Genomic DNA, 23,645 nt, shown 5'->3' with positions numbered 1-23,645 from the left:
GCTATGGGATTTCTAAGTGGCCTTTTCGGCAAAAAAGAAGCCCCAAAACGTCAGCTTGACCATGTGAACAAGCTACTCAAGGGAGACATGATCTCCCTTGATGATAGCTTTGCTTTACCTGAGCAACTACGTGGGCAGCAGCTTAAAGTTGAAGAAGTCCATACTTATGAGTATGAACGCTCTCAGCAATGTGAGTGGTTACTTAGAGGCCACAGCGGTACTGCAATTTATCTCTCGTATCATCAAGAAGATGAGGCTTACTTGAGTTTTTCAATCAAAGTAAACCGAGCGGTGGTAGAGCAGCTGTTTGACTTGGAGCAGTTTAGCCAAATATTTGAAGAACCTGGCAATGCAGAGCTCACGACACTTTCGTTGTCGAATGAGTTAGATAGCGAATACGGACGTTGGCTTGCTAGCGCATACCATCAAGTAGAGTTTGGTTGTTTTGGATACTTCCACCGTGAAGATTATCGTGGCCAAAAACCACCTCAAGATGATAGCAGCCAACACCGCGGAAATGCCTTTGAAAGCTATTCTTTAGTCAATAATGAAGATTCTCAGGCTGTCGATATTGAGGTCTACGAAGGTGGCGATACCGATGTCATGTTAACACTGTACCGCCCAGTAACTGACATTCGTGAGTTTTGGCCAGCGAGTTAACACTGGCAGTATAAAGGAGTAACACCTGACATGAGTAAAGGTAAATCATTACCAGATACATGGATTAAAAATCAGCAAGCAGCAAAAGCGACACAAGTGGCTTTTGACCTCGATGAAAAGTTTCAATACTTAATTCGTAAAGCAGCGCTAGATGCAGGTGTTAGCCCTTCAGATCAAATTCGCTCAATCTTAGGCTTAGAAGTGACTAAACGCCCTAAGCGCCCAAGGTTAACAGTGTCATTAAGCCAAGATGACTATGCAATATTGGCACACAGATATGGTTTAGAAGCTGATGCTCAGCTAGAAATCAAAAAACGTGTGCTAGATGATTTAGTTCAATTTGTTGATGAATAAGCACTACAACCAAGCTAAACGCAAAACACGCCCTTTGGCGTGTTTTTTTATACCTTTAGATTGTCTCTAAAAGGTTACATTGTTAGCATCACCACAACGCAATATTCTCAAAACGGATTTTACTATGATCGAAAAAAAACGTTGGTCACTAAAAGCATTAAATGGCCCGAGCCCTTTTGACTTAGCTATGATGATCCTGTCGCTGTTCTCTGTCATCGTGGTGCTAATCCTGACATTTGGAAACGTTGACGCAGAAACACGCAGGCTATTACTGTTTATCGATCTCAGTATTTGTATGATTTTTATGTCGCGTTTTTTTTACGGTCTCATAAAAGCCAACAACAAAAAATTCTATCTTCAACATCATTGGATTGACTTCGTTGCCAGTATTCCCGCCATTGAAGCACTGCGTATTGCGCGTGTATTCCAAATTCTTCGGGTTATACGCTTAATACGTGTTAGTCGCACCTTAATTATTCCACTGATTAGACAACGCAAACAAACCACTTTAGCGAGCTTGTTGTTAGCAATGGTCTTCATTTTAACCACTGCCTCTATTGTCATCTTATTGGTTGAAGCAGGTACTGAAGGCGCTAATATAGAGACCGCTGAACAAGCCATTTGGTGGACCTTGGTTACCATTTCAACCGTGGGATATGGAGATTACTACCCTGTAAGCACTGTGGGGCATGTCGTTGGCGCCCTTGTTATTATGAGCGGCGTAAGCTTTTTTGGTGTGATATCGGGCTACATGGCCTCAGTCTTTGTCGCACCAGATGACCATGAACGAAGCGAGAATAATAAGAAAGAAATTAAATTTGAACTTGAAAAAGCCTTATTGAGAATGGAAGAAAATCAGCAGCAAATGGAGCAAAACCAGCAAGTCATGTTAGCTGAAATCACTCGATTACGGGAAGAACTTAAGCAACAAAACAAGACTCGTGAATAGCGCAAGTGACATAAAAAAACCTATCGTAATGATAGGTTTTTTTTGGGGGCGCTAATCCAATGCTTACCAATAAGGCTGATTATTAAGCGCGCTTTTACGTGAGTGCTCCATTGCAAAGAGTAAACTGGCTTCTTTGTCTTGAAGCCAATCGCTGATATCCACTTCACTTTGCTCAGTTAATTTAGCTAAAAGCTGATAGCAACCTAACGTTTGAATACCTAATGCCAGATCTTGCCATGGCGCTCTAAATGCTTCTCGATCATCAGATTGGTAAAGCTCGCCATAAGCAAAACCGACCAAAATACTTTCATCTAACCCTTGTGCGACTTGTTGATAATCTAAACTGTCCATTGCCGCAGATATTGGCATTAAATCAACAATTTTTTGCCAAGAGTCCTGCTGAAGATGATTAGCAAATAAACCTAATTCGGGATAATCAACTAATTGGTGGCTCCCATTCACGGTTTTTAGTAACAACTCAACCAGTGCCAATTGTAATTGACCGTATTCAGGCAGTTGCCATAAACAGCTTAATCGTTGGTTTAAAACCAATTCATTGACGCTTTGCTGCGCGAGTGGAATGATTTGAGTTTTATCGATGCGTTTGCCCAGCAACTTTTGTGGCTCATCGAGTAATAAGCTCAAACTTTGCAGTGGCTCGATAAATTGTAATTTTTGTTCAATCACATCAAAGTGGGTTAACACATCGCTATTAAGTAAGCCAAATTGCATCAAGGTTAATCTTAATAACCTGACACATGCTCTGAGCTGACTCCATAATTTTGCTTGTTGAACAATATCATTGGTATCAATAAGTAAGGCTTCTATAACCTGCCAGCGCTCAATACCAGTTTCAAGTAACACCTCTAATGTTTTAGATAAGCTTTTATCAGTAGGCAAACAAATATAATCAATCTGTTCTAGTGCTATGGCTGGCAGGTGTCCTGCTAAATGATAGCCGCGTTGCGCTTTACTCGCCTTACCTAAACGGACAGGTATATGCTTAGCAACTTCAATTGCAAGGTGCAGTAACGCCGATGTCTCTCCAGCTAGTAATTCAAACTCAATCTCGCAAATCGGATCAACCTCTCCATTTGCGATCACTTTTCCAACATCAAACGCCACTTCAACTAAACTGCCTTCAATGTATATGTGCCATGCCTGACGGGTAAAGTTCGTTTCAAATACGCAGGTTAACTCAGCTTGTAGCGCATCAATATCCGCTTCTTGAGGCCATACTTCTTTCGGAAAAAGCGCCAACTCGGGTGTATCTTGGGAAATCGGCACATTATATTCAGGTCGAGAGTGAATCCCCCCCGAAACTGTTCCAGCTGTTTTAATGGTTTGCTCGGTGAAATTTTCACCCTTTCTGATACGCAAGCCCATTTTCCAGCTGCGAAGTTGTAACTTGGCTGTATCAAAATATTTATTTGTTAAACTTGTGATATTTTGTGGTGTTGAATCACTCATTCCGTTAAGTAATTTAACAAGCAAATCATTGTGTTGCGACTGCATAAACAGCTTAAGTTCAATCTCTGCGTCCATTGACTTTCTACTCATCTTGTCATTAAATCTTCATCAATGCGTCATAATAAATTCACAATGTCACATTTCTGTCATAAAAATCCCTTAGGATTGCGCAACTCAGTTCTATATACTGAGCCGTATTAACTGTAGATTAAATTAAAAACACAGTTTCATTATGCGGACGCTTGAGGTAACATGCGCCCGTTTTTCCAACATTGGAATCATTAAATAGGTTAACCGCAATGCCAGTAAACTCTATTTTAGGTGTGTTTGCAAAATCACCCCTTAAACCATTAGAACAGCATATAGATAAAGTGCACGAATGTGCATCTTTACTCGTACCATTCTTTGAAGCAACCACTGCTGGAGATTGGGATAAAGCTGTAAGTGTTCGTAAGCAAATTAGCTTATTAGAAAATGACGCTGACGCGCTAAAGCGTGAAATCCGTCTCACCCTTCCTAGTGGGTTGTTTATGCCAGTTGAGCGTACTGACTTGCTTGAGTTGTTAACTCAGCAAGACAAAATTGCCAACAAAGCTAAAGACATCTCAGGCCGTATTATCGGTCGCCAATTAGTGTTCCCTCAACCAGTTCAAGCACCGTTTAATGCTTACCTCAAACGTTGTTTAGATGCTGTCTCTCTTGCTAAGCAAGCAATTAACGAACTCGATGACCTTCTTGAAACAGGTTTCCGTGGTCGTGAAGTCGAATTAGTAGCCAAGATGATCAATGAATTAGATCTAATTGAAGCTGATTCTGATGATTTGCAGATCCAAGTACGTCGTTTACTACTAAGCTTGGAAGCAGATTTGAATCCTGTCGATGTCATGTTTATGTACAAGATCATCGAATGGGTTGGAGGCTTGGCTGATCTAGCTGAGCGTGTAGGCTCTCGCCTAGAGCTAATGTTAGCTCGCAGTTCATAACTAAAAAAGTTATCAAGGAAACAACATGGTTGATGTATTAGTCACCAATGGCCCAATGCTAATTGGTATTGCGGCTGTATTTGGATTTTTGATGGCATGGGGTATTGGCGCGAATGACGTTGCTAATGCTATGGGTACCTCAGTAGGTTCCAACGCCATCACAATCAAACAAGCAATTATTATTGCAATGATCTTCGAGTTCGCTGGGGCTTATTTAGCCGGTGGCGAAGTTACCAGTACTATCCGTAAAGGGATTATTGACGCTAGCTTCTTCGTCGATTCACCAGAACTTCTGGTTTACGGCATGATCGGCGCACTACTCGCTGCGGGTCTATGGTTAGTTGCGGCATCAGCATTAGGCTGGCCAGTATCAACAACTCACTCAATTGTTGGTGCGATTGTTGGTTTCGCTGCAGTAGGTGTAGGTACTGAAGCGGTTGAATGGGGTAAAGTTGTTGGCATTATCGGTTCATGGGTGGTCACACCTGCGATTTCCGGCTTTATTGCTTTCATGATTTTCCAGAGTGTTCAAAAGTTAATTTTTAATACTGACGACCCTTTAGCTAATGCAAGACGTTACGTTCCTTTCTATATGGCACTTGCTGGCTTCGTTATGTCACTTGTTACCATTACTAAAGGTCTAAAACATGTTGGTCTACACTTCTCAACCGTTGAAGCGTACGGCTTAGCAATTGCTGTTGCTATTGGTGTTGGTATTTTCGGTAAAGTCGCTATTGCTCGCTTAAACATGAGCACTGATATTAATCGTCAAACTGAATATGCAAACGTTGAAAAAGTCTTCGCAATCTTAATGGTTGTTACAGCATGTTGTATGGCGTTTGCTCATGGTTCAAATGACGTTGCTAACGCAATTGGCCCATTAGCTGCAGTTGTATCTGTTGTTAATAGTGGCGGTGCAATTGAATCGAAAGCAGCACTTGCATGGTGGATTCTTCCTCTAGGTGCTATCGGTATCGTAATGGGTCTAGCTATCTTTGGTAAGCGTGTCATGCAGACCATTGGTAAAAACATTACTCATTTGACTCCAAGCCGTGGTTTTGCCGCTGAATTAGCTGCTGCATCAACCGTGGTAATTGCTTCTGGTACTGGTTTACCCATTTCAACAACTCAAACATTAGTTGGTGCGGTATTAGGTGTGGGTATGGCACGTGGTATTGCTGCAATTAATATCGGTGTAGTTCGTAACATCGTTATTTCTTGGGTAGTAACGTTACCAGCCGGCGCTGCATTATCTATCTTGTTCTTCTTCACCATCAAAGGTGTATTCAGCTAAGATTGCTGAGATAGATAGCCAAAATAAAGCCAGTCCTTGTGACTGGCTTTTTATTGCCTAAAACAAACCGAACAGATGATGGAGCATAAAAAAATCCACCCAGTTATTAATTGATGACACTTTTGCAGCAATTTTCACGTAAAAGTCGTCAAAAAATCAGTAATCCCGCTTATTTAAATAAGACTTTGCGGTTCTTCCTTGCAATCAAGACAGTAAATAAATAGCATGACGGATAGTTCTAATGGTATGGAAAAATAACGTGTTCAGAATGCTTACAATAGTAGCTTTGCTACTGCTCTCAAAAGGTTTAATGGCTCAGACGCATTACATTACTGACGATGTGTTTATTTACATCCACGGTGGTCCAGGTACCCAATATCGTATTTTAGGCAGCATTGAGGCTGGTCAAACGATTACCTTATTAAATGAAACTCAAAATGAATACAGTAAAATTCGTGATCATAAAAATCGTGAAGGCTGGGTAAAGTCTGATTTAATTGAAACAGGAACGAGTTTACGAAATCGCTTACCGCTACTAGAAGCTGAGTTAGCAAAAACTAAAACCACCTTATCTCAACTTGATCAAAGTTCAGAGTCTGTTGCTCAGGAGCTGACTTCAGCTAACAATCAGATTGCTTCTTTACAGTCTGAATTATCAAGAGTGACAAATGAGCGTGATAGCAGTAATCAACAACTGCAATCAATGAAAGATAACGCCCAGTCAAAGATGTGGCAGCAAGGTGCAATGATTGCCGGTTTAGGCGCCTTGATTGGTATTATCTTGGTTTACTTGCCAAGACCACAACGCAAACAAAAAAGCCGCTGGATGTAAGTTTTAACGGCTAAATGAAATCTATTGCTCCAGGCTTGTATTACGACAAGCGGCTCGACTAGATTCAATCAACAATTAAACCAGTGCTTGCACTGGTTTTTTTATTTGTAGACAGCATGAGGCTTTTGTATCGCTTATTGTCTCCAGCTTACCTCTGACAAATTTCTATTAAAAATAGTTATCTTGAAACTTTCCACCTTACATTTCACTACCATTAATCCTGATCAACGGGTTGTACGACCAAAGTCCTCTGTACCAAAACATGCTATCGGGTGATAGTAACTAACACGCTAAAAAGCCGTAAAGAAACGAGCTTTGATATTTTTCAACGCAAAGTAATTGATTGTCTTTTAACGTGTTTATAGCAGGCCTCAATGAACTCAACTCTGATGCATTTACCTAAAAATGTTGATGGGATCTTAGCCATTATCATCCGAATTATTGAGCATAAAACAGTCGACACTTTTATTTACAATCACATTTCTTTGCAAACATTGCTCAATGTCACATTTTAATATTATAATCGCCTCGATTTTCGTACATTGTATACAAAATAAAAAATATCATAATAAAACAACTTGTTTACATCAGGTAGTAAACAGCTAAAGACGGAATGAAAATTATGTTTAAAGCTAGTGAAGTACTAAACGGCCATTACGACAATGCCAGCCTAGATGAGCTATTCTCAGCCATAACAAATAATTACATCGTTGATGAAGAGCAATATCTTACTGAACTCTTGAAGTTAGTACCGTCATCTGACACCGATATTAAACAAGTGACGGATCGAGCCCATGAATTAGTCACTAAAGTTCGTCAGTACGAAAAGAAAGGCTTAATGGTAGGCATTGATGCCTTTTTGCAGCAATACAGTTTAGAAACACAAGAAGGCATTATTTTAATGTGTCTTGCTGAAGCATTGTTGCGTATTCCTGATGCGGCGACTGCCGATGCGTTAATTGAAGATAAGCTTTCTGGTGCTAAGTGGGATTTACACCTTAAGAAAAGCGATTCATTGTTAGTCAATGCATCCACCTGGGGATTAATGCTTACAGGTAAAATCGTTAAGCTCGATAAGAATATTGATGGTAAGCCAAGCAGTTTATTAAATCGACTCATCAATCGCGCAGGTGAACCTGTTATTCGTCAAGCCATGAATGCCGCAATGAAAATCATGGGTAAGCAATTTGTTTTAGGGCAAACCGTTCAAGAGGGCCTTAAAAACAGCACAGCTAAACGTCAACAAGGCTATACCCACAGCTACGACATGTTAGGTGAAGCAGCATTCACAGCTACAGATGCACAAAAATATTATCTCGACTACAGCAATGCCATTCGTCAATTAGGCGCTCAGTCGTATGAAGAATCAAATACACCTTTACCGACTATTTCGATCAAGCTTTCAGCTCTTCATCCGCGATATGAAGTCGCCAACGAGGATAGAGTACTAAGCGAGCTTTATGACACTGTGATTAAACTTTGTGTTCAAGCGCGTGAGCTAAATATCGGTATTTCTATCGATGCAGAAGAAATGGATCGCTTAGAGTTATCGTTAAAGCTATTTAAAAAGCTGTATAACGCTGAAGAAATTAAAGGATGGGGATTATTAGGTATTGTCGTCCAGGCTTACTCTAAGCGTGCTCTGCCCGTTCTATGTTGGTTGACGAAGCTTTCTCGTGAGCAAGGAGATGAAATCCCATTACGTCTAGTAAAAGGCGCTTACTGGGATAGTGAATTAAAATGGGCTCAACAAGCTGGCGATGGCGGTTACCCACTTTTCACCCGTAAAGCAGGTACTGATGTGTCATACCTTGCCTGTGCAAGATACTTGTTATCAGAAGCCACTCGTGGGGCTATTTACCCACAGTTTGCCACTCATAATGCACAAACTGTTGCCAGTATCAGTGCAATGGCCGGTGATAGAAACTATGAATATCAGCGTTTACATGGCATGGGCGAAGAGCTTTATGACACCATGCTCGCTGAAGCTGGCGCTAAAGCTGTCAGAATTTATGCACCGATCGGTGCGCATAAAGATCTCTTACCATACTTAGTCAGAAGACTACTTGAAAATGGTGCCAACACTTCTTTTGTGCATAAATTAGTTGACCCTAAAACCCCTATTGACAGCTTAGTGGTTCACCCTGTTATCACACTCAAATCCTATAAAACTTTAGCCAATAATAAAATCGTCTTGCCGGAAGATATCTTCGGCGAAGAACGTAAAAACTCTAAAGGACTCAACATGAATATCATCTCCGAATCCGAGCCATTTTTCGCAGGAATTGAAAAATTTAGCCAAACTCAATGGCAAGCTGGCCCATTGGTTAATGGCGAGACGCTAACGGGTGAAACGATTAATGTTGTCAGTCCTTTTGATACTAACCAAGCTGTTGGTAAAGTGGCCTTTGCAAATAACCAAGCCGTTGAATTAGCACTAAGCTCTGCTCAAGCATCGTTCCACAGCTGGAGCCACACTCCAGTTGAAGAACGTGCCAACGCTCTTCAAAAACTGGCGGATTTGCTCGAAGAAAATCGTGAAGAGTTAATCGCACTTTGTACCCGCGAAGCCGGAAAAAGTATTCAAGACGGGATTGATGAAGTCCGTGAAGCCGTCGATTTTTGTCGCTACTACGCCATTCAAGCTAAAAAAATGATGGCTAAACCTGAACTACTCCCAGGCCCAACGGGTGAGCTAAATGAATTATTCATTCAAGGACGTGGGATTTTTGTTTGTATTAGCCCATGGAACTTCCCTTTAGCGATTTTCTTAGGCCAAGTAACAGCTGCACTTGCTGCAGGTAACACTGTAGTTGCAAAACCAGCTGAACAAACATCAATTGTCGGCTATCGCGCAGTACAACTGGCTCACGAAGCGGGTATTCCGACTGATGTTTTACAATTCTTACCGGGTACAGGCGCAACGGTAGGCGCAGCAATTACCTCTGATGAACGTATTGGTGGTGTGTGTTTTACAGGGTCAACAGGCACAGCAAAATTAATTAATCGTACTTTAGCAAATCGTGAAGGCGCAATTATTCCATTAATTGCTGAAACTGGTGGCCAAAATGCCATGATTGTCGATTCTACTTCACAGGCTGAGCAAGTGGTTGCTGATGTTGTTACTTCATCATTTACCAGTGCCGGACAACGATGCTCAGCGTTACGAGTGCTGTTCTTACAAGAAGATATTGCCGACCGTGTGCTTGATGTCATGCAAGGGGCAATGGAAGAACTCAGTATTGGTAACCCTAGCTCAGTTAAAACCGATGTAGGGCCTGTGATTGATGCAACAGCTCAAGCTAACCTCAATGCGCATATTGATCATATCAGCCAAGTGGGCAAATTGATTAAGAAAAATCAACTTCCTGAAGGCACAGAAAATGGTTACTTTGTTGCACCAACAGCGGTTGAAATTGATTCAATCAAAGTGCTTGATAAAGAGCATTTTGGACCAATACTGCACGTTATACGTTACAAGGCTGCTAACCTTGCAGAGGTAATTAATGAAATTAATAGCACAGGGTTTGGGTTAACCTTAGGGATCCACAGCCGTAACGAAAGCCATGCACTTAATCTAGCGGATAAAGTTGATGTGGGTAATGTGTATATCAACCGTAACCAGATTGGCGCTGTCGTCGGCGTACAACCTTTTGGTGGCCAAGGTTTATCTGGTACTGGCCCTAAAGCGGGCGGACCTCATTACCTTACTCGCTTTATCACTGAGAAAACACGTACTAATAACATTACTGCCATTGGCGGTAATGCGACATTACTGTCTTTAGGCGATGCGGATTAACCTTATCCAAAGATAAGGTTGACTGTCTAAGCCTTCATTTAAAAGCTCGCCACAGTGCGAGCTTTTTTTTGCCTACGAATTTATGTTCAAAATAGCATCGCCACGCTGAGTTTTTGCACTCAATTGTTAACCCAATTAAACAAAACATAATGAACAATGTAAAAGTCGCCAGAGAAGCAAAGAAGTCTAGACGTCTAGATTGACACTAATTTATAGATCTCCTATGCTTGCCAGAACTTAAGAAGTCATCATAATACTGATTATTAATACAGAGCTTGCTAAAGTAGCTTTGAACTTCGAAAGACTAGAACACTGCACTTTTGACACTAAATAAACAATAAGAGAGACAACCTTGACGACACAACAAACAACAACGAGCCCAGCCTCCTTTATTGCTTTATTGCCTCTATTTGCTTTTCTTGCATTATTTATTGGCGCGGGCGTTTACTTTCAAAGCCAAGGTGTAGACTTTGCGTTTTATCAACTACCAAGTGTAATCGCCATTTTACCAGCGATTATTCTGGCGCTTCTGCTTTCTAAGCAGAAACTAAACCAATCTATTGATACCTTTATTGCGGGTATCGGCCATAGCAATATCATTGCAATGTGTCTTATTTATTTGCTTGCTGGCGCATTCGCCTCTGTTGCAAAAGCAACGGGCGGCGTTGATGCAACTGTTGCTTTGGGACTGTCAATGATCCCATCTAGCATGTTGCTACCTGGCTTTTTTGTTATCGCCGCCTTTATTGCTACTGCAATGGGTACATCAATGGGCACCATTGCCGCCGTTGCACCTATTGCTTTATCCGTTGCCGACCAAGCCCAAATTGATTATGCCTTAATGGCGGGTGCTGTTATGTCTGGCGCATTATTTGGTGATAACTTATCGATTATTTCTGACACTACAATTGCTGCAACTCGCACTCAGGGTTGTGAGATGAAAGATAAGTTCCGTGAAAACTTAATCTTTGCCTTGCCTGCATCGATAATTACATTGGTTTTATTTGCTTTTGCAGGCCAAGGACAAGCAGAAGTTGCGCCACAAGAAATCGACTTAATCAATGTCATTCCTTACTTAACTATCTTATTTTTAGCTGTCGCAGGCGTAAACGTCTTCGTCGTGCTAACTGTCGGTATATTGCTTGCTGGTGCAACTGGACTGTTTATCGCCGATTACAGCGTTATCCAGTTCGGTCAAGATATCTATGCTGGTTTTACTAACATGCAAGAAATCTTCATTCTTTCAATGTTAGTTGGTGGTTTAGCTGCGTTAATGCAACAACAAGGTGGCTTGAAGTTTGTTAGCGAGAAAATCGAAGCACTGATTAAACGTTTCTCAAAGGCAAAAGGCGGCACTTCAACCCGCGCGGCAGAATTAGGGATGGCAAGTATTGTTGCAGCAACCAACACTTGTGTTGCTAACAATACCGTATCGATTGTTGTAGCCAGTGATATTGCTAAAGAGCTTGCTCAAAAGCATGGTGTTGCGCCTAAACGTGCAGCAAGTGTACTGGATATCTTTGCTTGTATTATTCAAGGCCTAATTCCACATGGCGCTCAAGCACTACTAATAGCATCGACGTTTGCCATTAGTCCACTTGCTGCAATTTCAAATGCTTGGTACTGCATGATCTTAGCCGTTGTTGCTATCGCTATTGTAATTCTGCGTAAGCGAGCTTAATCAAAACTATCTAATACACGTCAACAATACATCTTTAAAGCCTGATATCTCTGCCGCAACGCTGGAGCAATATCAGGCTTTTTTCGTTATTTTTGCTGATTAAAACACGTAAACAGTGATATTCTGAGTTAAACATTTAGTTAACAATGGCCCCATGTCTAGTTCAATCGAATCAAATAAACATTACGACCTTCATTTAATGATTATTTTCATGTCGTTAGCGACGGCTGTGATCAGTGGACTAGGAATTGGAACCGCATTAATCGCTGAAGTGGCACGATTGGGCGTCAGTCCGTTAAGTATACGTGCAGACACCTTGGGCGATTATATGACCTCCCCTTTAGCAATCGTTTATAATATGGGCTTGGTCATTGGTGGCGCTTGCTTAATGCTATCTATGTTAGCTCGCTATTATGTTTTTGAGGACTTTTATAGCCGTACAATCACCGTAACCGGGGCGACATTAGGCGTGCTCATTGTGTTAATTGGTATCTTTCCGATCAACTTTTTAGAACAACATCGGTTCTTTTCTACCGGATATTTGATTTGCACCTTTGTGCTACACAGCTTTTGTTTTATTGATTATTTCCGCAAGAATAGCTCTCTTTCCGCTTCCTTATTCGCTTTCAATATCATCGGCCTGATTTTTTCAGTCGCACTGATGTATTTACTGAATTGGTCTACATTGGATTTTGACCCATGCTCTCATAAGGCTCACGAAATTTGTTGGGTCTCACTGGTCATGTGGGTGCTCACTCAAGCCAATATTTTATGGTGTGTACTGCTTGGATTAACTATGCGAAAAATGATAAAAACTCAGCAGCGCCAGCTCTCGACACTGACCTTTGCGAGTAACTAGCCTTGACAGTAAACATGCGTTTAGAACAATATCTAGCTCATTGCGGCGTCAGTTCACGTCGTCAGGCCCAGCGCCTCATTGCGGCAGGAAGAGTGACATTTAATGGTCAATTAGCTAGCCCTCTTGATAGGGTCAATGCCAACGCTATCAATCCGAATATTTTATTAGACGGCGCCCCTATCGCTCCCATCGAAACCAAGCAATATTGGTTGTACCATAAACCGGTTGGTATTGATTGCCGTTTATTACCCGATTTACCTTCCAGCCTGATTCATATTCTACCAGCAGCCCCTAGACTGTATCCTGCTGGACGATTGGATAAGGATTCCCGTGGTTTGTTATTGCTGACTAATGATGGTGAGCTTACCCATAAATTAATGCACCCAGACTATGGGCATCAAAAAGTGTATTTGGTTACTGTAGATCGAGACTTTTCAGCTGAATTTATTGAAAAAATGGCAAAAGGGGTGAGCTACAAAGACGTCACTACTAAACCATGCGATGTAGAAGCAGTTTCGAGCAACCAATTTAAAATCACACTGACTCAAGGGCTGAATCGTCAGATCCGAAGAATGACTAAGGCCTTAGGTTATACTGTCATTGATTTGGTCAGATTAAGCATGATGAATTGTGAATTATTAGACTTGCCAGAAAAACAAATGCGGCCATTAGAGGCCGCAGAAATTAGCTTATTAAGGCATCAACTTAAGCTGTAGATGCCCGTTAAATAAGGCTTGCTTAATGGACGATTTCCATCTCTTCCAATAAGTTTTCAGCATTATCTAAGTACTTCATCACCCATAGCATGTAGCGGCTATCAACTTGAATTGAGCGATTAGTTTGTGGGTCGTAGCCCCAGTCGCCAATAATTGATTCATACACACCATCAAATAACAGACCGACTAATTCAGCACGGCCATTTAGTGTTGGAGAGCCAGAGTTACCACCTGTGGTGTCAAGCGTCGATAAGAAGTTAACCGGAACAGAATCTAACGATTTAACGTAGTAATCGCCATATTGTTTGTTTTTGATTAGCTCAAGCTGTTTAGCTGGCGCATCAAACGGATCTGCACCAGTGTCTTTAGCAAGGATACCTTCTAAGCGAGTAAATGGCACTGCAACTAGTCCATCTTGTGGGCTGTAACCTTTCACATTACCTACAGTCACACGTAAACTTGAGTTAGCATCAGCATATACTGGCTTACCTAACTCTTTATTGTACGCGATAATTGCATCCATATATTGAGGGCGCACCTTCATTAAATCACCAGCAAGTTGTTTACGTGCCTTTTCTTGCTTCATTCTTTCATCATAAGTGCTAACAGCATATTGAATAAACGGATCTTTTGACTTTTTAAACTCAGCAACAGACTTATCCATCCACGCCAATCGAACCGCTTTATCTGAAAGTTCAGTTTTGGCATACATCTTATCAAGGGTCTTGCTCAATTTAGCGTTATCGGCACTTTTACCAATAGCGAATGCTTTATCAAATGCTGGTAAGCGATCAGCTTGAGGTAATGCTGCGTAACGGCTCATTAAGTCTAATAACATCGCTTTATCAACACTGGCAGCATATCGACGCTCAATACGCTCCATACCAGAAGTAAAGCGAGTCATATCTCGCTCTTGATACCCAGGTTCACGATCCATATCTGCCAATGTTTTCTCGTTCGCTAAGCGATATAAACGTTCAGCTGTCGACATCATTGAACTGTAACCCATATAGCTCATGATTAAATCGCGCTCTTGCTGTTGCTGGCTTTGCTTAATTAGCTTATCCAGTTGTGCTAAGACTTCGCCATATTGTGATTTACGCTTACTATCAGCTTTTATCCACTGCGACAGTTTTAGCTCTAGCGCTTTACGATCATCAAGCATGGTCGACTTGCCATAAAACTCAATCATTGAGGTAAAGTTTTTCGCATAGTTAGCTAACCCAGCGATAGCACTCTCATACTTAATTCGTTCATCACTGCCTTCTGGCGCGGTCTCTTTGATGATTTCAATTAGGCGCTCACGAAGTACTTTCCCTTCTGGGTAAGCCCATTCAAATTGGTTCTCAACTTCATTAGCTGTGCGGTAACGATTAGTGCGACCTGGATAACCAGCAACCATTACAAAATCACCGTCACTAACCCCTTTAGCAGAGACTTTTAAAAAGCTTTTAGGCTCGTAAGGAACGTTATCCTTACTAAAGTCAGCAGGCTTACCGTCTTTACCTACGTATGCGCGATAAAAAGAGTAATCTCCCGTGTGGCGAGGCCACATCCAATTATCGATATCACCACCATATTTACCAACACTACCCGCTGGATTATAGGTTAAGCGAACATCACGAATTTCCATTTGTTTTACAAGGTAATACTCTAGACCACCATGAAAACTATAAACTTTACAACGATATCCATCTTCAGCTTCACATTCAGCAACTAATGCTTTTTCTTGTTGCTCGATACCTTTATAGAACTCATTACCGACTTTATTCATTTGACCTGACTTCACTCTATCAGTCACATCAGTTACCGCCTCGGTAACATAAATTCGTGAACCAGGGGTTGCTGGTAATTCCTCTGCGTAAGTTTTCGCTAAGAAGCCTTCTTTTAACAGGTTTTTTTCAGGGGTAGAGTTGTATTGAATTGAGCCATACGCACAATGGTGATTGGTTACAACCAAGCCTTTAGGAGACACAAATGATGCAGTACAACCACCAAGGCTTATCACAGCATTCATTGGAAATTCCGTTAACTTAGAGATTGATTTTGCATCAATTTCTAACCCTTTTGCTTTAAGTTCATCAGCCATTGCTGGTAATTGATAAGGTTGCCACATCCCCTCATCAGCTTGTGCAGAAAAAGATGCCAAGATTGCGGCACTTAATAACCATTTTTTCATGTTGTTAATTCCATTTGATTCACAATAGTGAGTGTGTTGTTTGTTATACCTATTTAATAGCAAAAAAATGAACAAAAGCAGACCACTAAACTTACTTTTAGGCCAATAAAAAAGTCAGGCATATAGCCTGACTTTATCATATTGAAACAAAGGAATAATAGCCTTAGACAAACTCAGTTACATTCCTTTCTAAAAAACGTTAACTGACGTTTACATTTAGCCCAGTGCGACCATTAATTGCGCTAGCACAATCATCACACCTAAGAGCCCTGTTACGCCCAGCGCAAGATTTCCACCAGCGACTTCATAGCCACCCATTTGCGCTTTACGTTGCTTCAATGCCATTGCAATTGGCAAAAATATGATCATGACAACTAGCGGTATAGCCGCAAAACCCAACACTTGGAAGAACCCATCAGGATAGTAAAGCGCACATAACAATGGAGGAACAAACGTGATTAACCATGTTTTAGCTCGGCCCGCTTTATCATCTCTTGCACGAGTTAATTCAGCCACATAATCAAACAAACTCATGGTCACACCCAAAAATGATGTAATCAACGCAAGGTTAGCAAATAAGTCGATAAACTGACTTACGATAGCTGACTGAGCAACACCTTGAAGAGCATTAACGAGATCAGGTAAAGAACCAGCAAAACCATGAACGGTTTCCCCACCTAAAGTACCCAGCGTCACAAGTAGCCACAATATGTAGCAAAATAGCGGTATTGTAGAACCAATCAGCAATATTTTACGTAACGATACCGCATCGCCATCTAGGTATCTGACGATCGTTGCAATACATACATGGAAACCAAATGAGGTAAATACCACAGGTATCGCAGCTAACCAAAGTTGATCCAATTTATCGCCTTCAGCGACATTGGCAGAGAAGTTAGTCAATGAAGCAACAATATTCACTTCTGGCAATAAAAAGGCAACCACAAGTACAAGCAACACCACCATAGCGGTGAATAAGACTCTTGAGACCTTATCAATCCAAGTCACGCCGATAGCAATAAAACCACCGAAGATTAAAGTAAATAGCAATACTGAGACTTGGTTATTTAAATCCACACCTAATAACGGCTCTAAACGGGTTTCAAGTAATGAAGAACCGCCCATTAGATACACCATTGTCAACGCAAATAGCAGGCTTAAAAATGAAGCACCTTGAATTAACTGACCCACTTTGCCTAAGGTTTTACCCGTTATGCCGTGAACATTATCACCCACACCAGCGCGTAAATTTATCTCAAGCATGAGTAAAGAGGTATAAGCCGATAATCCCCAAATGACAACCAGTAACATAATCGCAGGCATAATCCCTAATGCTGCAGTCGCTAGCGGCAACGCTAGCATTCCTCCCCCAATTGCAGTACCTGCAACAATGGCTATTGAGCCAAGCATTTTTAAGTTCAAAACATGAGTCCCGTTTAATTTTTATTTATTGGTCGTTATTTGGCTAGATTGAAAGTGTGTATAACATTTCATCGAGCTGTTTTGACAGTATCAGATGCTTCTTGTAACAAGCAAGACACTTAGTTATATAAAGGCTTACAAGCCTGTTAATAAACAATTACGCAACATTAATTTAAAAACTTAAATGCAATAATATTGCAATGGCGTAGCATTACGCCGCTACAATCAATATTTACACTAAATCGGCATAAAAAGACAAGTGAAGCAACTAAGAGGAATGACGTTAAGGAATAGAACAATTAGGCTAACAGCTTAGAAATGAAAAATAAACGCAAAAAAGGGAAGGCATCTGCCTTCCCTTATATTTTGAACATAACACTCTGTTTAATACTATTTAAGCATTAACAAGATTAAAGGGCATGATTACGCTTCTAACAATGCTTTAATGCGTTGTCCGTAGTCAGCATCAGCTTTAGTGAAATGTGCCAGCATTTTTTGCTGAACATCTTGAGTCACTTGACCGAGTGTACCAGCAATCGTTTCCGCAAGGCGTTGTTTTTCTTCTTCACTGAAGATGCGATATAGATTTCCAGCTTGAGTATAATCATCTTGGTCATAACGGCTGTATCTATCAGCTTCCCCATCAAGTCTTAGTGGTGGCTCAGCAAATTGGCTCGCATCTTGTAAACCCGTGTCAACTGAATTTGGACCATAGTTAGGTGTTGCATCGCCGCCTGTTTGGTTACCGTTATAAGGGCATTGCGTTCCTGCCATCGCGCCGCCACGTTGATGGTGGTTAGCCTTCGCTGCATGCGGACAGTTAACCGGAAGTTGATTATAGTTGGCACCAATTCGATAACGCTGTGCATCTGCATAAGCAAATAAACGGGCTTGCAACATCTTATCTGGAGACGCGCCCACACCTGGTACAAGGTTACTTGGTGCTAAAGCCACTTGCTCAACTTCTGCAAAGTAGTTTTCAGGTAAGCGATTAAGCTCAAGTTCACCAATTTCAATCAAAGGATAATCAGCATGTGGCCATACTTTTGTTAGATCAAATGGATTGATCGCATAAGTATTCGCTTCAGCTTCCGGCATAATTTGGACATTTACAGTCCATTTAGGGAAGTTTTTATCGTTAATTGCGGCAACCATATCACGCTGCGACGAATCAGGGTCAATCCCTTTTAATTTATCCGCTTGCTCGCCAGTTAAATTAACTACACCTTGTTGCGATTTAAAGTGGAATTTCACCCAGAAACGCTCACCTTTGGCATTCCAGAAAGAAAACGTATGCGAACCATAGCCGTGCATTTGGCGATAATTAGCAGGGATCCCACGGTCTGACATTAAAATTGTCACTTGATGCATTGCTTCTGGGTTTAATGACCAGAAATCCCACATGGCTTGTGGATCTTTTAGGTTTGTATGTGGGTTACGCTTTTGTGTATGAATAAAATCAGGGAATTTAATACCATCTCTTAAAAAGAAAGTTGGCGTATTGTTACCCACAATATCGTGATTACCTTGCTTGGTATAAAAACGTAAACCAAAGCCACGAGGATCGCGTTCTGCATCAGCAGATCCCATCTCACCGCCTACTGTTGAAAATCGAACAAATGTTTCAGTTTCTTTTCCAACGCCATTGAAGTGCTCAGCAATGGTGTAGTCACTTAAATCTTTGGTTAAGGTAAATTTACCGTAAACCCCCGTTCCCTTAGCATGAACAATACGCTCTGGAATTCTTTCACGATTGAAATGAGCTAGTTTCTCAATTAAATGCCAGTCTTGGAGTAAAACGGGGCCTCGTTCTCCTGCTGTTAATGCATTTTGATCGTCAGCTATTGGTGCGCCACTTTGGCTAGTTAAATAATGTGAAGTAGTCATTCTCTATTTATTCCTTTTAGTTATCTTGTAGCCACATTTCAATTAAGTCGTGGACGGTTGCCATGATGCTCTCTCCTGGCTCAGTATTTATTGCGATAAATCAATAATAGTGACAAAAGGTAATTAACCAAAGCGATTAAATACGATAATAACAATAGAAAATAACGATTCATGGTTAATATCTGATTTATATAGTAAAAGTGTGTAAATTAGTTTGTAATTGAGATTCATTCACATTAAAAAGGAAAGTTTTGATAAAAATAGCTGCGTTTTTCCTTCAAAAGGCGACTCTGAGCCGACAAAGAAAAAACTTAAAATGAGCTAAGAAGATTGCCGAAAATGATTCAGAAAAAATGCGATAGTTTGACTTAATTATCGCACTCAAATACCACGCAGTTTTCTGGTGTAATTTGACTGTAGAGTAATCTTTTGTGGTTTGAACTGTGGTTGGAACTATGGTTTGAACTAGCCAAGACGCTGGCTTAATAAATAAAGCCTTTCCAGGTTCTGAAAAGACTTAAGCTTGTTTCAAATCAAAGGCACAACACAACAACAAGTACCAAAAGAACGCTAGTTGATTAATCCTGTCTTATCAGGCCTTGTCATTTGAAGCAGGTTCGGGCTCTCGATACAGTTTCACTAAGTAATAAATATCAATCAATACAATAAAAAAGTTCACTAATGCCACAGGTATAGCACTAATTGCGAGTCCGTAAGCGACAAACAAAGCTGCACCAATTAAATTCCACCAGCGAAGCTTTTTAATATTCGACATCATGAGTGAAATAGCCACCACTACAGATGCTAAATAACCCACCCACTCCCATATTGTTGCAGATTCCATTCATTAATCCTTAATTGTCTTTATTACTTCAGTGTAGCTAATCTTCATAAGTTATGCTGCTAGCCTGCCTTTCTTGCCACAACAGCAGCTGTCATTCGAGAAATACAGCACAACTCGCCTGCACTATTGGTTATAAGAACCTCCCAGACTGAGCTACGCTTGCCAATATGAACAGGTTTGGTTGTAGCAATCAGCTCACCTTTACGCGATGCTTTTAAATGATTGGCATTTATCTCTTGGCCCACACAATAAAAGTTCTCAAAATCGACAACAAAATTAGCAGCATAGCTTGCAACTGTTTCCGCCAATGCGACATTAGCTCCGCCATGAACAATACCTAAGGGATTGTGAACTGCAGGGTCTGCTGGCATCGTTGCAACCATATAATCATCACCAATTTCGGTAATTTTAATGCCTAACGTTTTCATTAAGGTGCCTTTACCATGGAGCCCACTGTCCATTTTGGCGCAATTCTCTAAGGTAACTTCTCTAAACCAAATACTCATCTTGTCATCCATATCAAAAAACTGTCTTCAGTCTACTGGCTCGCTTTTTAATATCAACGCTTTTACAGATAAAGTTTTTAACAACAAAAAGGGATGGCAAGCCATCCCTTTTTCTACAGTAATCTTACTGTTTAGTGTTGATTAAAATGCTGCAACAATTGGATCAGAACATAAGCTCGTTTCTGTTTCACAGATTTTATATGTCACTTCAGCTGGAGCATTAGTAAAGCGATCACGATAACGGCCATCATTCGCTGTTGTCGCTACCATGACATCATCACGATAAATCGCCACATTGTCACCAACTGCACCACTCCAAGTTAGATCAACTAAAGCACTACCTCGACGAGACTTCATTGTACGAGTCACCGCTGCATCAATTGAATAATCAAATACTTCTACATCCATAGATACAGTGTCAGATTGGTTTTCACTATCAGTTACAACCAACGAGACATTATAGATACCACCAGCAGCATACATGTATGCTGGAGATTCATCTGATGACATGCTGCCATCACCGAAGTCCCACTCATAACTAACGATATCATCGTTGATATCTGAACTTGTGTTAGTAAAGCTAACCATTAGCCCATCAACATCATATTCAAAACCGGCAACAGGTGCAGCTGGAGCCGCTTCACCTAATGCTGAAATATCTAATCCCCAGCTATTAAGTGTACCCGTATCGCCAGTGGCATTATCTGATACAGATAGTGTCCATGTACCAGCTGCTATATCACCGTTAAAGTCTGATAGACTCCAAGTTTTAACAAGATCATCAGCACTACCACCTTCACGATCATGCAATACCACAACAGTCCCATCAGGCGATGTTAAGCTAACAATTAAATCGCCAATCCATGTGTGGCTGATATCAACGCTAACAGCTAAATCAAAGATTTGAACAGGATCTACAATTTCAATCGTGCTAGTAATTAGACTGTTATCGCTAATATCAACAGGTGAATCATTACCATAGCTGTAATCATTCAATCCAGCAGGGTAAATAGTAAGCGCAACCGCTTTATCTTTAACAGTTACGCCATCATCAGCAGAAACAGTTAATACATAGTCTCCCCAAGCAGCGTCATCAAGGGTAGCAACATCCAATGTAAAGTCATCACCAGCCATCGCTGTGTCTGTTGATAAGCTCACACCATCAAGCGCTGGTGAAGACGATACCGTTAGGCTTACTTGATCATTCCAGCCTGCAATACTGCCTACAGAGAAGTCGTAACTTACTGCACTTCCTGCTTCAACAGATTGTGAAGCTGGCGTCACTGATAACTTAAATGATGGGTCTGGATCAGCTGCCGCTAACGCATCAGCCACATTCAATCTTGTACCCGCAACCGTGATACCAGTTAAATCACCATTGACTTCACCCGAATCCATTAGCAACTGTTTCATTTCTGTCGGGCTAATATCTGGTTCAACCGACCATACTAAAGCAGCTGCACCCGTAACGTGAGGGGTCGCCATTGAAGTACCTGATATAGTGCCGTACGAATCATTAGGGAAAGTAGATAAAATCGCAGAACCTGGCGCGCCCATATCTACACTGGTTAAACCCCATTGTGAGAAGCTAGAAATGGCATCATTTCTGTCAGTACTCGCAATAGACATGACAACATCAGAGTCATAGCTTGATGGGTAATGCGGGTTAACGTCATTATCAATCGCGTCATTACCCGCTGCAGCAACAAATAAAATGCCTTGATCACCAGCTGAATCAATAGAATCTTTTAATGCTTGGCTGAAACCACCGCCACCCCAAGAGTTATTGGTCGCTTTAACATCAACGCCGTGGTTGACCTTGAGATTTGTGAAATAATCAATACATGCAATTGCATCTTCGGTTGTTCCCGTACCACTGTCCGATAGGAACTTACAACCGATCATCGTTACATCCCAGTTGACCCCCACGACACCGACGCCGTTATTACCTGTTGCACCAATGGTACCCGCAACGTGTGTACCATGACCATTGCCGTCCATTGGATCACCAGATCCAGTTATCGGGTTATAACCATGTACATCATCGATGACCCCATTACCATCATCATCTATGCCGTTACCTGCAATTTCACCAGGGTTAACCCACATATTACTGACAAGATCTGGGTGATTATAATCAACACCAGTATCAATGACGCCAATGACAACACTGTCGCTACCCGTAGTAATATCCCAAGCAGCAACGGCATCAATATCAGCCCCTGCGGTGCCTGAAGATTGACCAGTATTATGCAGGCCCCATAGGTCTACAAAGCTAGGATCATCCGGCATGCCTAAGGCTCTGTATGTGTAGTTTGGCTCTGCATATTTTACCGCTGGATGCTTGCTGATCATTTTGATTGCAGCATCTAAATCACTACCGCTTTTTAGTTGCAGTTTTGCAAGGCGACCTGATAATAAATGCTGAAATTTATCATCAACACCATCTAAATTTTTATCGGTTAACGTACCGCTAACTATGCGTTGAGCAGATAACTTTTCAAATTTAGTCACGTTGTCTTTATAAACAACGAGCAATTGATCCTTTTTATATTCAACGGTATTTTTTGCCATTGCAGGGGCGGCATTTAACGCCATAACTGAAGTAATTGCGATTGCAATTGGTGACATTTTCTTGATCATTTTCTGGCTTCCTATCTTCCATTATTAATTCCAGAACCGGTACCTCAACACTGGTAGCTTATCCATTAGCCTTATAAGCGAGTTGACATTCCACTGAGTGAAACCCGGAATTGTTGTTGCATTGTGATTGTTGTCATAGCAAAAGGAGTTTTAAAAGTGGCGAATCGTGAAATAGTAATAAACTACTAACCCTATTAGTCTAGATAAAATATCAACCTGCCAAAGTCCACAATTTAAATCTTTTATAAACATTAACTTAAACACAAATAGCACTAAAGTATTGTTGTTAACAGGGCAAATAAAAGTAGCCATTCTTCCGATTGAGCTATCAAGTATCTGTCCGTAAGTTAACCCATGTAGCTTGTCTCAGTTCATATAAAGGAAGTCATCAAGGTTCACGAGAATGCCAAAGATTTGCAAAGAAAGACGGAAGATTTCAATGCGGATTTTTCGACATTTTCTCAACAGACTTTTTGAAATGTACGGGTACCAAGTTCACTTCATGCTCGCAGTCAGGACTCATTCTGCAGCGGTTAATTCTGTATGCATTATCTGTGCTAGGAAGCG

General features: G+C 41.1%; 18 protein-coding genes. 11 read left to right on the top strand and 7 right to left on the bottom strand.

The window, feature by feature from the left end; genetic code table 11:
• Nucleotides 1-3 precede the first annotated feature (3 nt).
• The 3 genes from AB4128_RS13660 to AB4128_RS13650 all read left to right on the top strand — a co-directional run bounded on the left by AB4128_RS13660 (nt 4) and on the right by AB4128_RS13650 (nt 1,963).
• Complete coding sequence (locus AB4128_RS13660) at nt 4-660, top strand: hypothetical protein (protein ID WP_055022627.1); 657 nt, start codon at nt 4-6, stop codon at nt 658-660.
• 30 nt (nt 661-690) lie between these two features.
• Nucleotides 691-1,014 carry a hypothetical protein gene (locus AB4128_RS13655; protein ID WP_055022628.1) on the top strand — a complete coding sequence of 108 codons (324 nt, stop codon included), beginning with the start codon at nt 691-693 and terminating at the stop codon, nt 1,012-1,014.
• 124 nt (nt 1,015-1,138) lie between these two features.
• Nucleotides 1,139-1,963 (top strand): ion transporter, encoded by an 825-nt coding sequence (locus AB4128_RS13650; protein WP_372038002.1) that lies wholly within the window; start codon nt 1,139-1,141, stop codon nt 1,961-1,963.
• 63 nt (nt 1,964-2,026) lie between these two features.
• Here the strand turns inward: AB4128_RS13650 and AB4128_RS13645 are convergent, their stop codons facing one another.
• The gene (locus tag AB4128_RS13645; RefSeq protein WP_372038000.1) at nt 2,027-3,508 is read right to left on the bottom strand and encodes an inorganic triphosphatase; all 1,482 of its coding nucleotides are present in this window, start codon (nt 3,506-3,508) and stop codon (nt 2,027-2,029) included.
• A 224-nt stretch (nt 3,509-3,732) separates the two neighbouring features.
• Here AB4128_RS13645 and AB4128_RS13640 point away from each other — a divergent pair, with 224 nt between their 5' ends.
• The 8 genes from AB4128_RS13640 (at nt 3,733) to AB4128_RS13605 (ending at nt 13,597) form a co-directional block, all read left to right on the top strand.
• Nucleotides 3,733-4,416: a TIGR00153 family protein gene (locus AB4128_RS13640; RefSeq protein ID WP_055022631.1), complete on the top strand. Its 684-nt coding sequence runs from the start codon at nt 3,733-3,735 to the stop codon at nt 4,414-4,416.
• Nucleotides 4,417-4,441: 25 nt separating this feature from the next.
• On the top strand, nt 4,442-5,710 hold the full coding sequence (locus tag AB4128_RS13635) for an inorganic phosphate transporter (protein ID WP_065109824.1): 1,269 nt from the start codon (nt 4,442-4,444) through the stop codon (nt 5,708-5,710).
• Nucleotides 5,711-6,020: 310 nt separating this feature from the next.
• The gene (locus AB4128_RS13630; RefSeq protein ID WP_231919176.1) at nt 6,021-6,542 is read left to right on the top strand and encodes a TIGR04211 family SH3 domain-containing protein; all 522 of its coding nucleotides are present in this window, start codon (nt 6,021-6,023) and stop codon (nt 6,540-6,542) included.
• Between the two features lie 374 nt (nt 6,543-6,916).
• The gene (locus tag AB4128_RS13625) at nt 6,917-7,057 is read left to right on the top strand and encodes a hypothetical protein (RefSeq protein WP_156669182.1); all 141 of its coding nucleotides are present in this window, start codon (nt 6,917-6,919) and stop codon (nt 7,055-7,057) included.
• 107 nt (nt 7,058-7,164) lie between these two features.
• Nucleotides 7,165-10,341 carry a bifunctional proline dehydrogenase/L-glutamate gamma-semialdehyde dehydrogenase PutA gene (putA, locus tag AB4128_RS13620; protein WP_372037997.1) on the top strand — a complete coding sequence of 1,059 codons (3,177 nt, stop codon included), beginning with the start codon at nt 7,165-7,167 and terminating at the stop codon, nt 10,339-10,341.
• Between the two features lie 352 nt (nt 10,342-10,693).
• Nucleotides 10,694-12,022, top strand: a complete 1,329-nt coding sequence (locus AB4128_RS13615) for a Na+/H+ antiporter NhaC family protein (RefSeq protein ID WP_372037995.1) — start codon at nt 10,694-10,696, stop codon at nt 12,020-12,022.
• A 211-nt stretch (nt 12,023-12,233) separates the two neighbouring features.
• Nucleotides 12,234-12,881, top strand: a complete 648-nt coding sequence (locus tag AB4128_RS13610; protein WP_055022635.1) for a hypothetical protein — start codon at nt 12,234-12,236, stop codon at nt 12,879-12,881.
• A gap of 14 nt (nt 12,882-12,895) precedes the next feature.
• Nucleotides 12,896-13,597, top strand: coding sequence for a pseudouridine synthase (locus AB4128_RS13605; RefSeq protein ID WP_055022748.1), 702 nt, complete (start codon nt 12,896-12,898; stop codon nt 13,595-13,597).
• A gap of 22 nt (nt 13,598-13,619) precedes the next feature.
• On the opposite strand, the gene AB4128_RS13600 is transcribed toward AB4128_RS13605, so the two are convergent.
• From AB4128_RS13600 to AB4128_RS13575, 6 genes are all read right to left on the bottom strand, one after another.
• Nucleotides 13,620-15,776, bottom strand: coding sequence for a S46 family peptidase (locus tag AB4128_RS13600; RefSeq protein ID WP_065109820.1), 2,157 nt, complete (start codon nt 15,774-15,776; stop codon nt 13,620-13,622).
• 216 nt (nt 15,777-15,992) lie between these two features.
• The gene (locus tag AB4128_RS13595; RefSeq protein WP_080914913.1) at nt 15,993-17,198 is read right to left on the bottom strand and encodes an amino acid permease; all 1,206 of its coding nucleotides are present in this window, start codon (nt 17,196-17,198) and stop codon (nt 15,993-15,995) included.
• A 423-nt stretch (nt 17,199-17,621) separates the two neighbouring features.
• Nucleotides 17,622-19,085 carry a catalase KatB gene (katB, locus tag AB4128_RS13590; protein WP_055022638.1) on the bottom strand — a complete coding sequence of 488 codons (1,464 nt, stop codon included), beginning with the start codon at nt 19,083-19,085 and terminating at the stop codon, nt 17,622-17,624.
• A 592-nt stretch (nt 19,086-19,677) separates the two neighbouring features.
• Entirely contained in the window at nt 19,678-19,929 is a 252-nt protein-coding gene (locus AB4128_RS13585; RefSeq protein ID WP_055022639.1) for a YgjV family protein, read from the bottom strand.
• 59 nt (nt 19,930-19,988) lie between these two features.
• On the bottom strand, nt 19,989-20,435 hold the full coding sequence (locus AB4128_RS13580) for a PaaI family thioesterase (protein WP_055022640.1): 447 nt from the start codon (nt 20,433-20,435) through the stop codon (nt 19,989-19,991).
• 141 nt (nt 20,436-20,576) lie between these two features.
• Nucleotides 20,577-23,078: a S8 family serine peptidase gene (locus tag AB4128_RS13575; protein ID WP_372037992.1), complete on the bottom strand. Its 2,502-nt coding sequence runs from the start codon at nt 23,076-23,078 to the stop codon at nt 20,577-20,579.
• Nucleotides 23,079-23,645 lie beyond the last annotated feature (567 nt).

Source organism: Shewanella sp. 10N.286.52.A9 (assembly GCF_041468985.1).
Taxonomy (GTDB): domain Bacteria; phylum Pseudomonadota; class Gammaproteobacteria; order Enterobacterales; family Shewanellaceae; genus Shewanella; species Shewanella japonica.
The sequence above is the reverse complement of the archived record's forward strand: the minus strand, read 5'-3'. Positions and strand labels throughout refer to the sequence as shown.

Bases quoted from the DNA above. Each gene is read 5' to 3' on its own strand.
- AB4128_RS13660 (WP_055022627.1), top strand. From the start codon at position 4: ATGGGATTTCTAAGTGGCCTTTTCGGCAAAAAAGAAGCCCCAAAACGT.
- AB4128_RS13655 (WP_055022628.1), top strand. From the start codon at position 691: ATGAGTAAAGGTAAATCATTACCAGATACATGGATTAAAAATCAGCAA.
- AB4128_RS13650 (WP_372038002.1), top strand. From the start codon at position 1,139: ATGATCGAAAAAAAACGTTGGTCACTAAAAGCATTAAATGGCCCGAGC.
- AB4128_RS13645 (WP_372038000.1), bottom strand. From the start codon at position 3,508: ATGGACGCAGAGATTGAACTTAAGCTGTTTATGCAGTCGCAACACAAT.
- AB4128_RS13640 (WP_055022631.1), top strand. From the start codon at position 3,733: ATGCCAGTAAACTCTATTTTAGGTGTGTTTGCAAAATCACCCCTTAAA.
- AB4128_RS13635 (WP_065109824.1), top strand. From the start codon at position 4,442: ATGGTTGATGTATTAGTCACCAATGGCCCAATGCTAATTGGTATTGCG.
- AB4128_RS13630 (WP_231919176.1), top strand. From the start codon at position 6,021: ATGGCTCAGACGCATTACATTACTGACGATGTGTTTATTTACATCCAC.
- AB4128_RS13625 (WP_156669182.1), top strand. From the start codon at position 6,917: ATGAACTCAACTCTGATGCATTTACCTAAAAATGTTGATGGGATCTTA.
- putA (WP_372037997.1), top strand. From the start codon at position 7,165: ATGTTTAAAGCTAGTGAAGTACTAAACGGCCATTACGACAATGCCAGC.
- AB4128_RS13610 (WP_055022635.1), top strand. From the start codon at position 12,234: ATGTCGTTAGCGACGGCTGTGATCAGTGGACTAGGAATTGGAACCGCA.
- AB4128_RS13605 (WP_055022748.1), top strand. From the start codon at position 12,896: ATGCGTTTAGAACAATATCTAGCTCATTGCGGCGTCAGTTCACGTCGT.
- AB4128_RS13600 (WP_065109820.1), bottom strand. From the start codon at position 15,776: ATGAAAAAATGGTTATTAAGTGCCGCAATCTTGGCATCTTTTTCTGCA.
- katB (WP_055022638.1), bottom strand. From the start codon at position 19,085: ATGACTACTTCACATTATTTAACTAGCCAAAGTGGCGCACCAATAGCT.
- AB4128_RS13585 (WP_055022639.1), bottom strand. From the start codon at position 19,929: ATGGAATCTGCAACAATATGGGAGTGGGTGGGTTATTTAGCATCTGTA.
- AB4128_RS13580 (WP_055022640.1), bottom strand. From the start codon at position 20,435: ATGAGTATTTGGTTTAGAGAAGTTACCTTAGAGAATTGCGCCAAAATG.
- AB4128_RS13575 (WP_372037992.1), bottom strand. From the start codon at position 23,078: ATGATCAAGAAAATGTCACCAATTGCAATCGCAATTACTTCAGTTATG.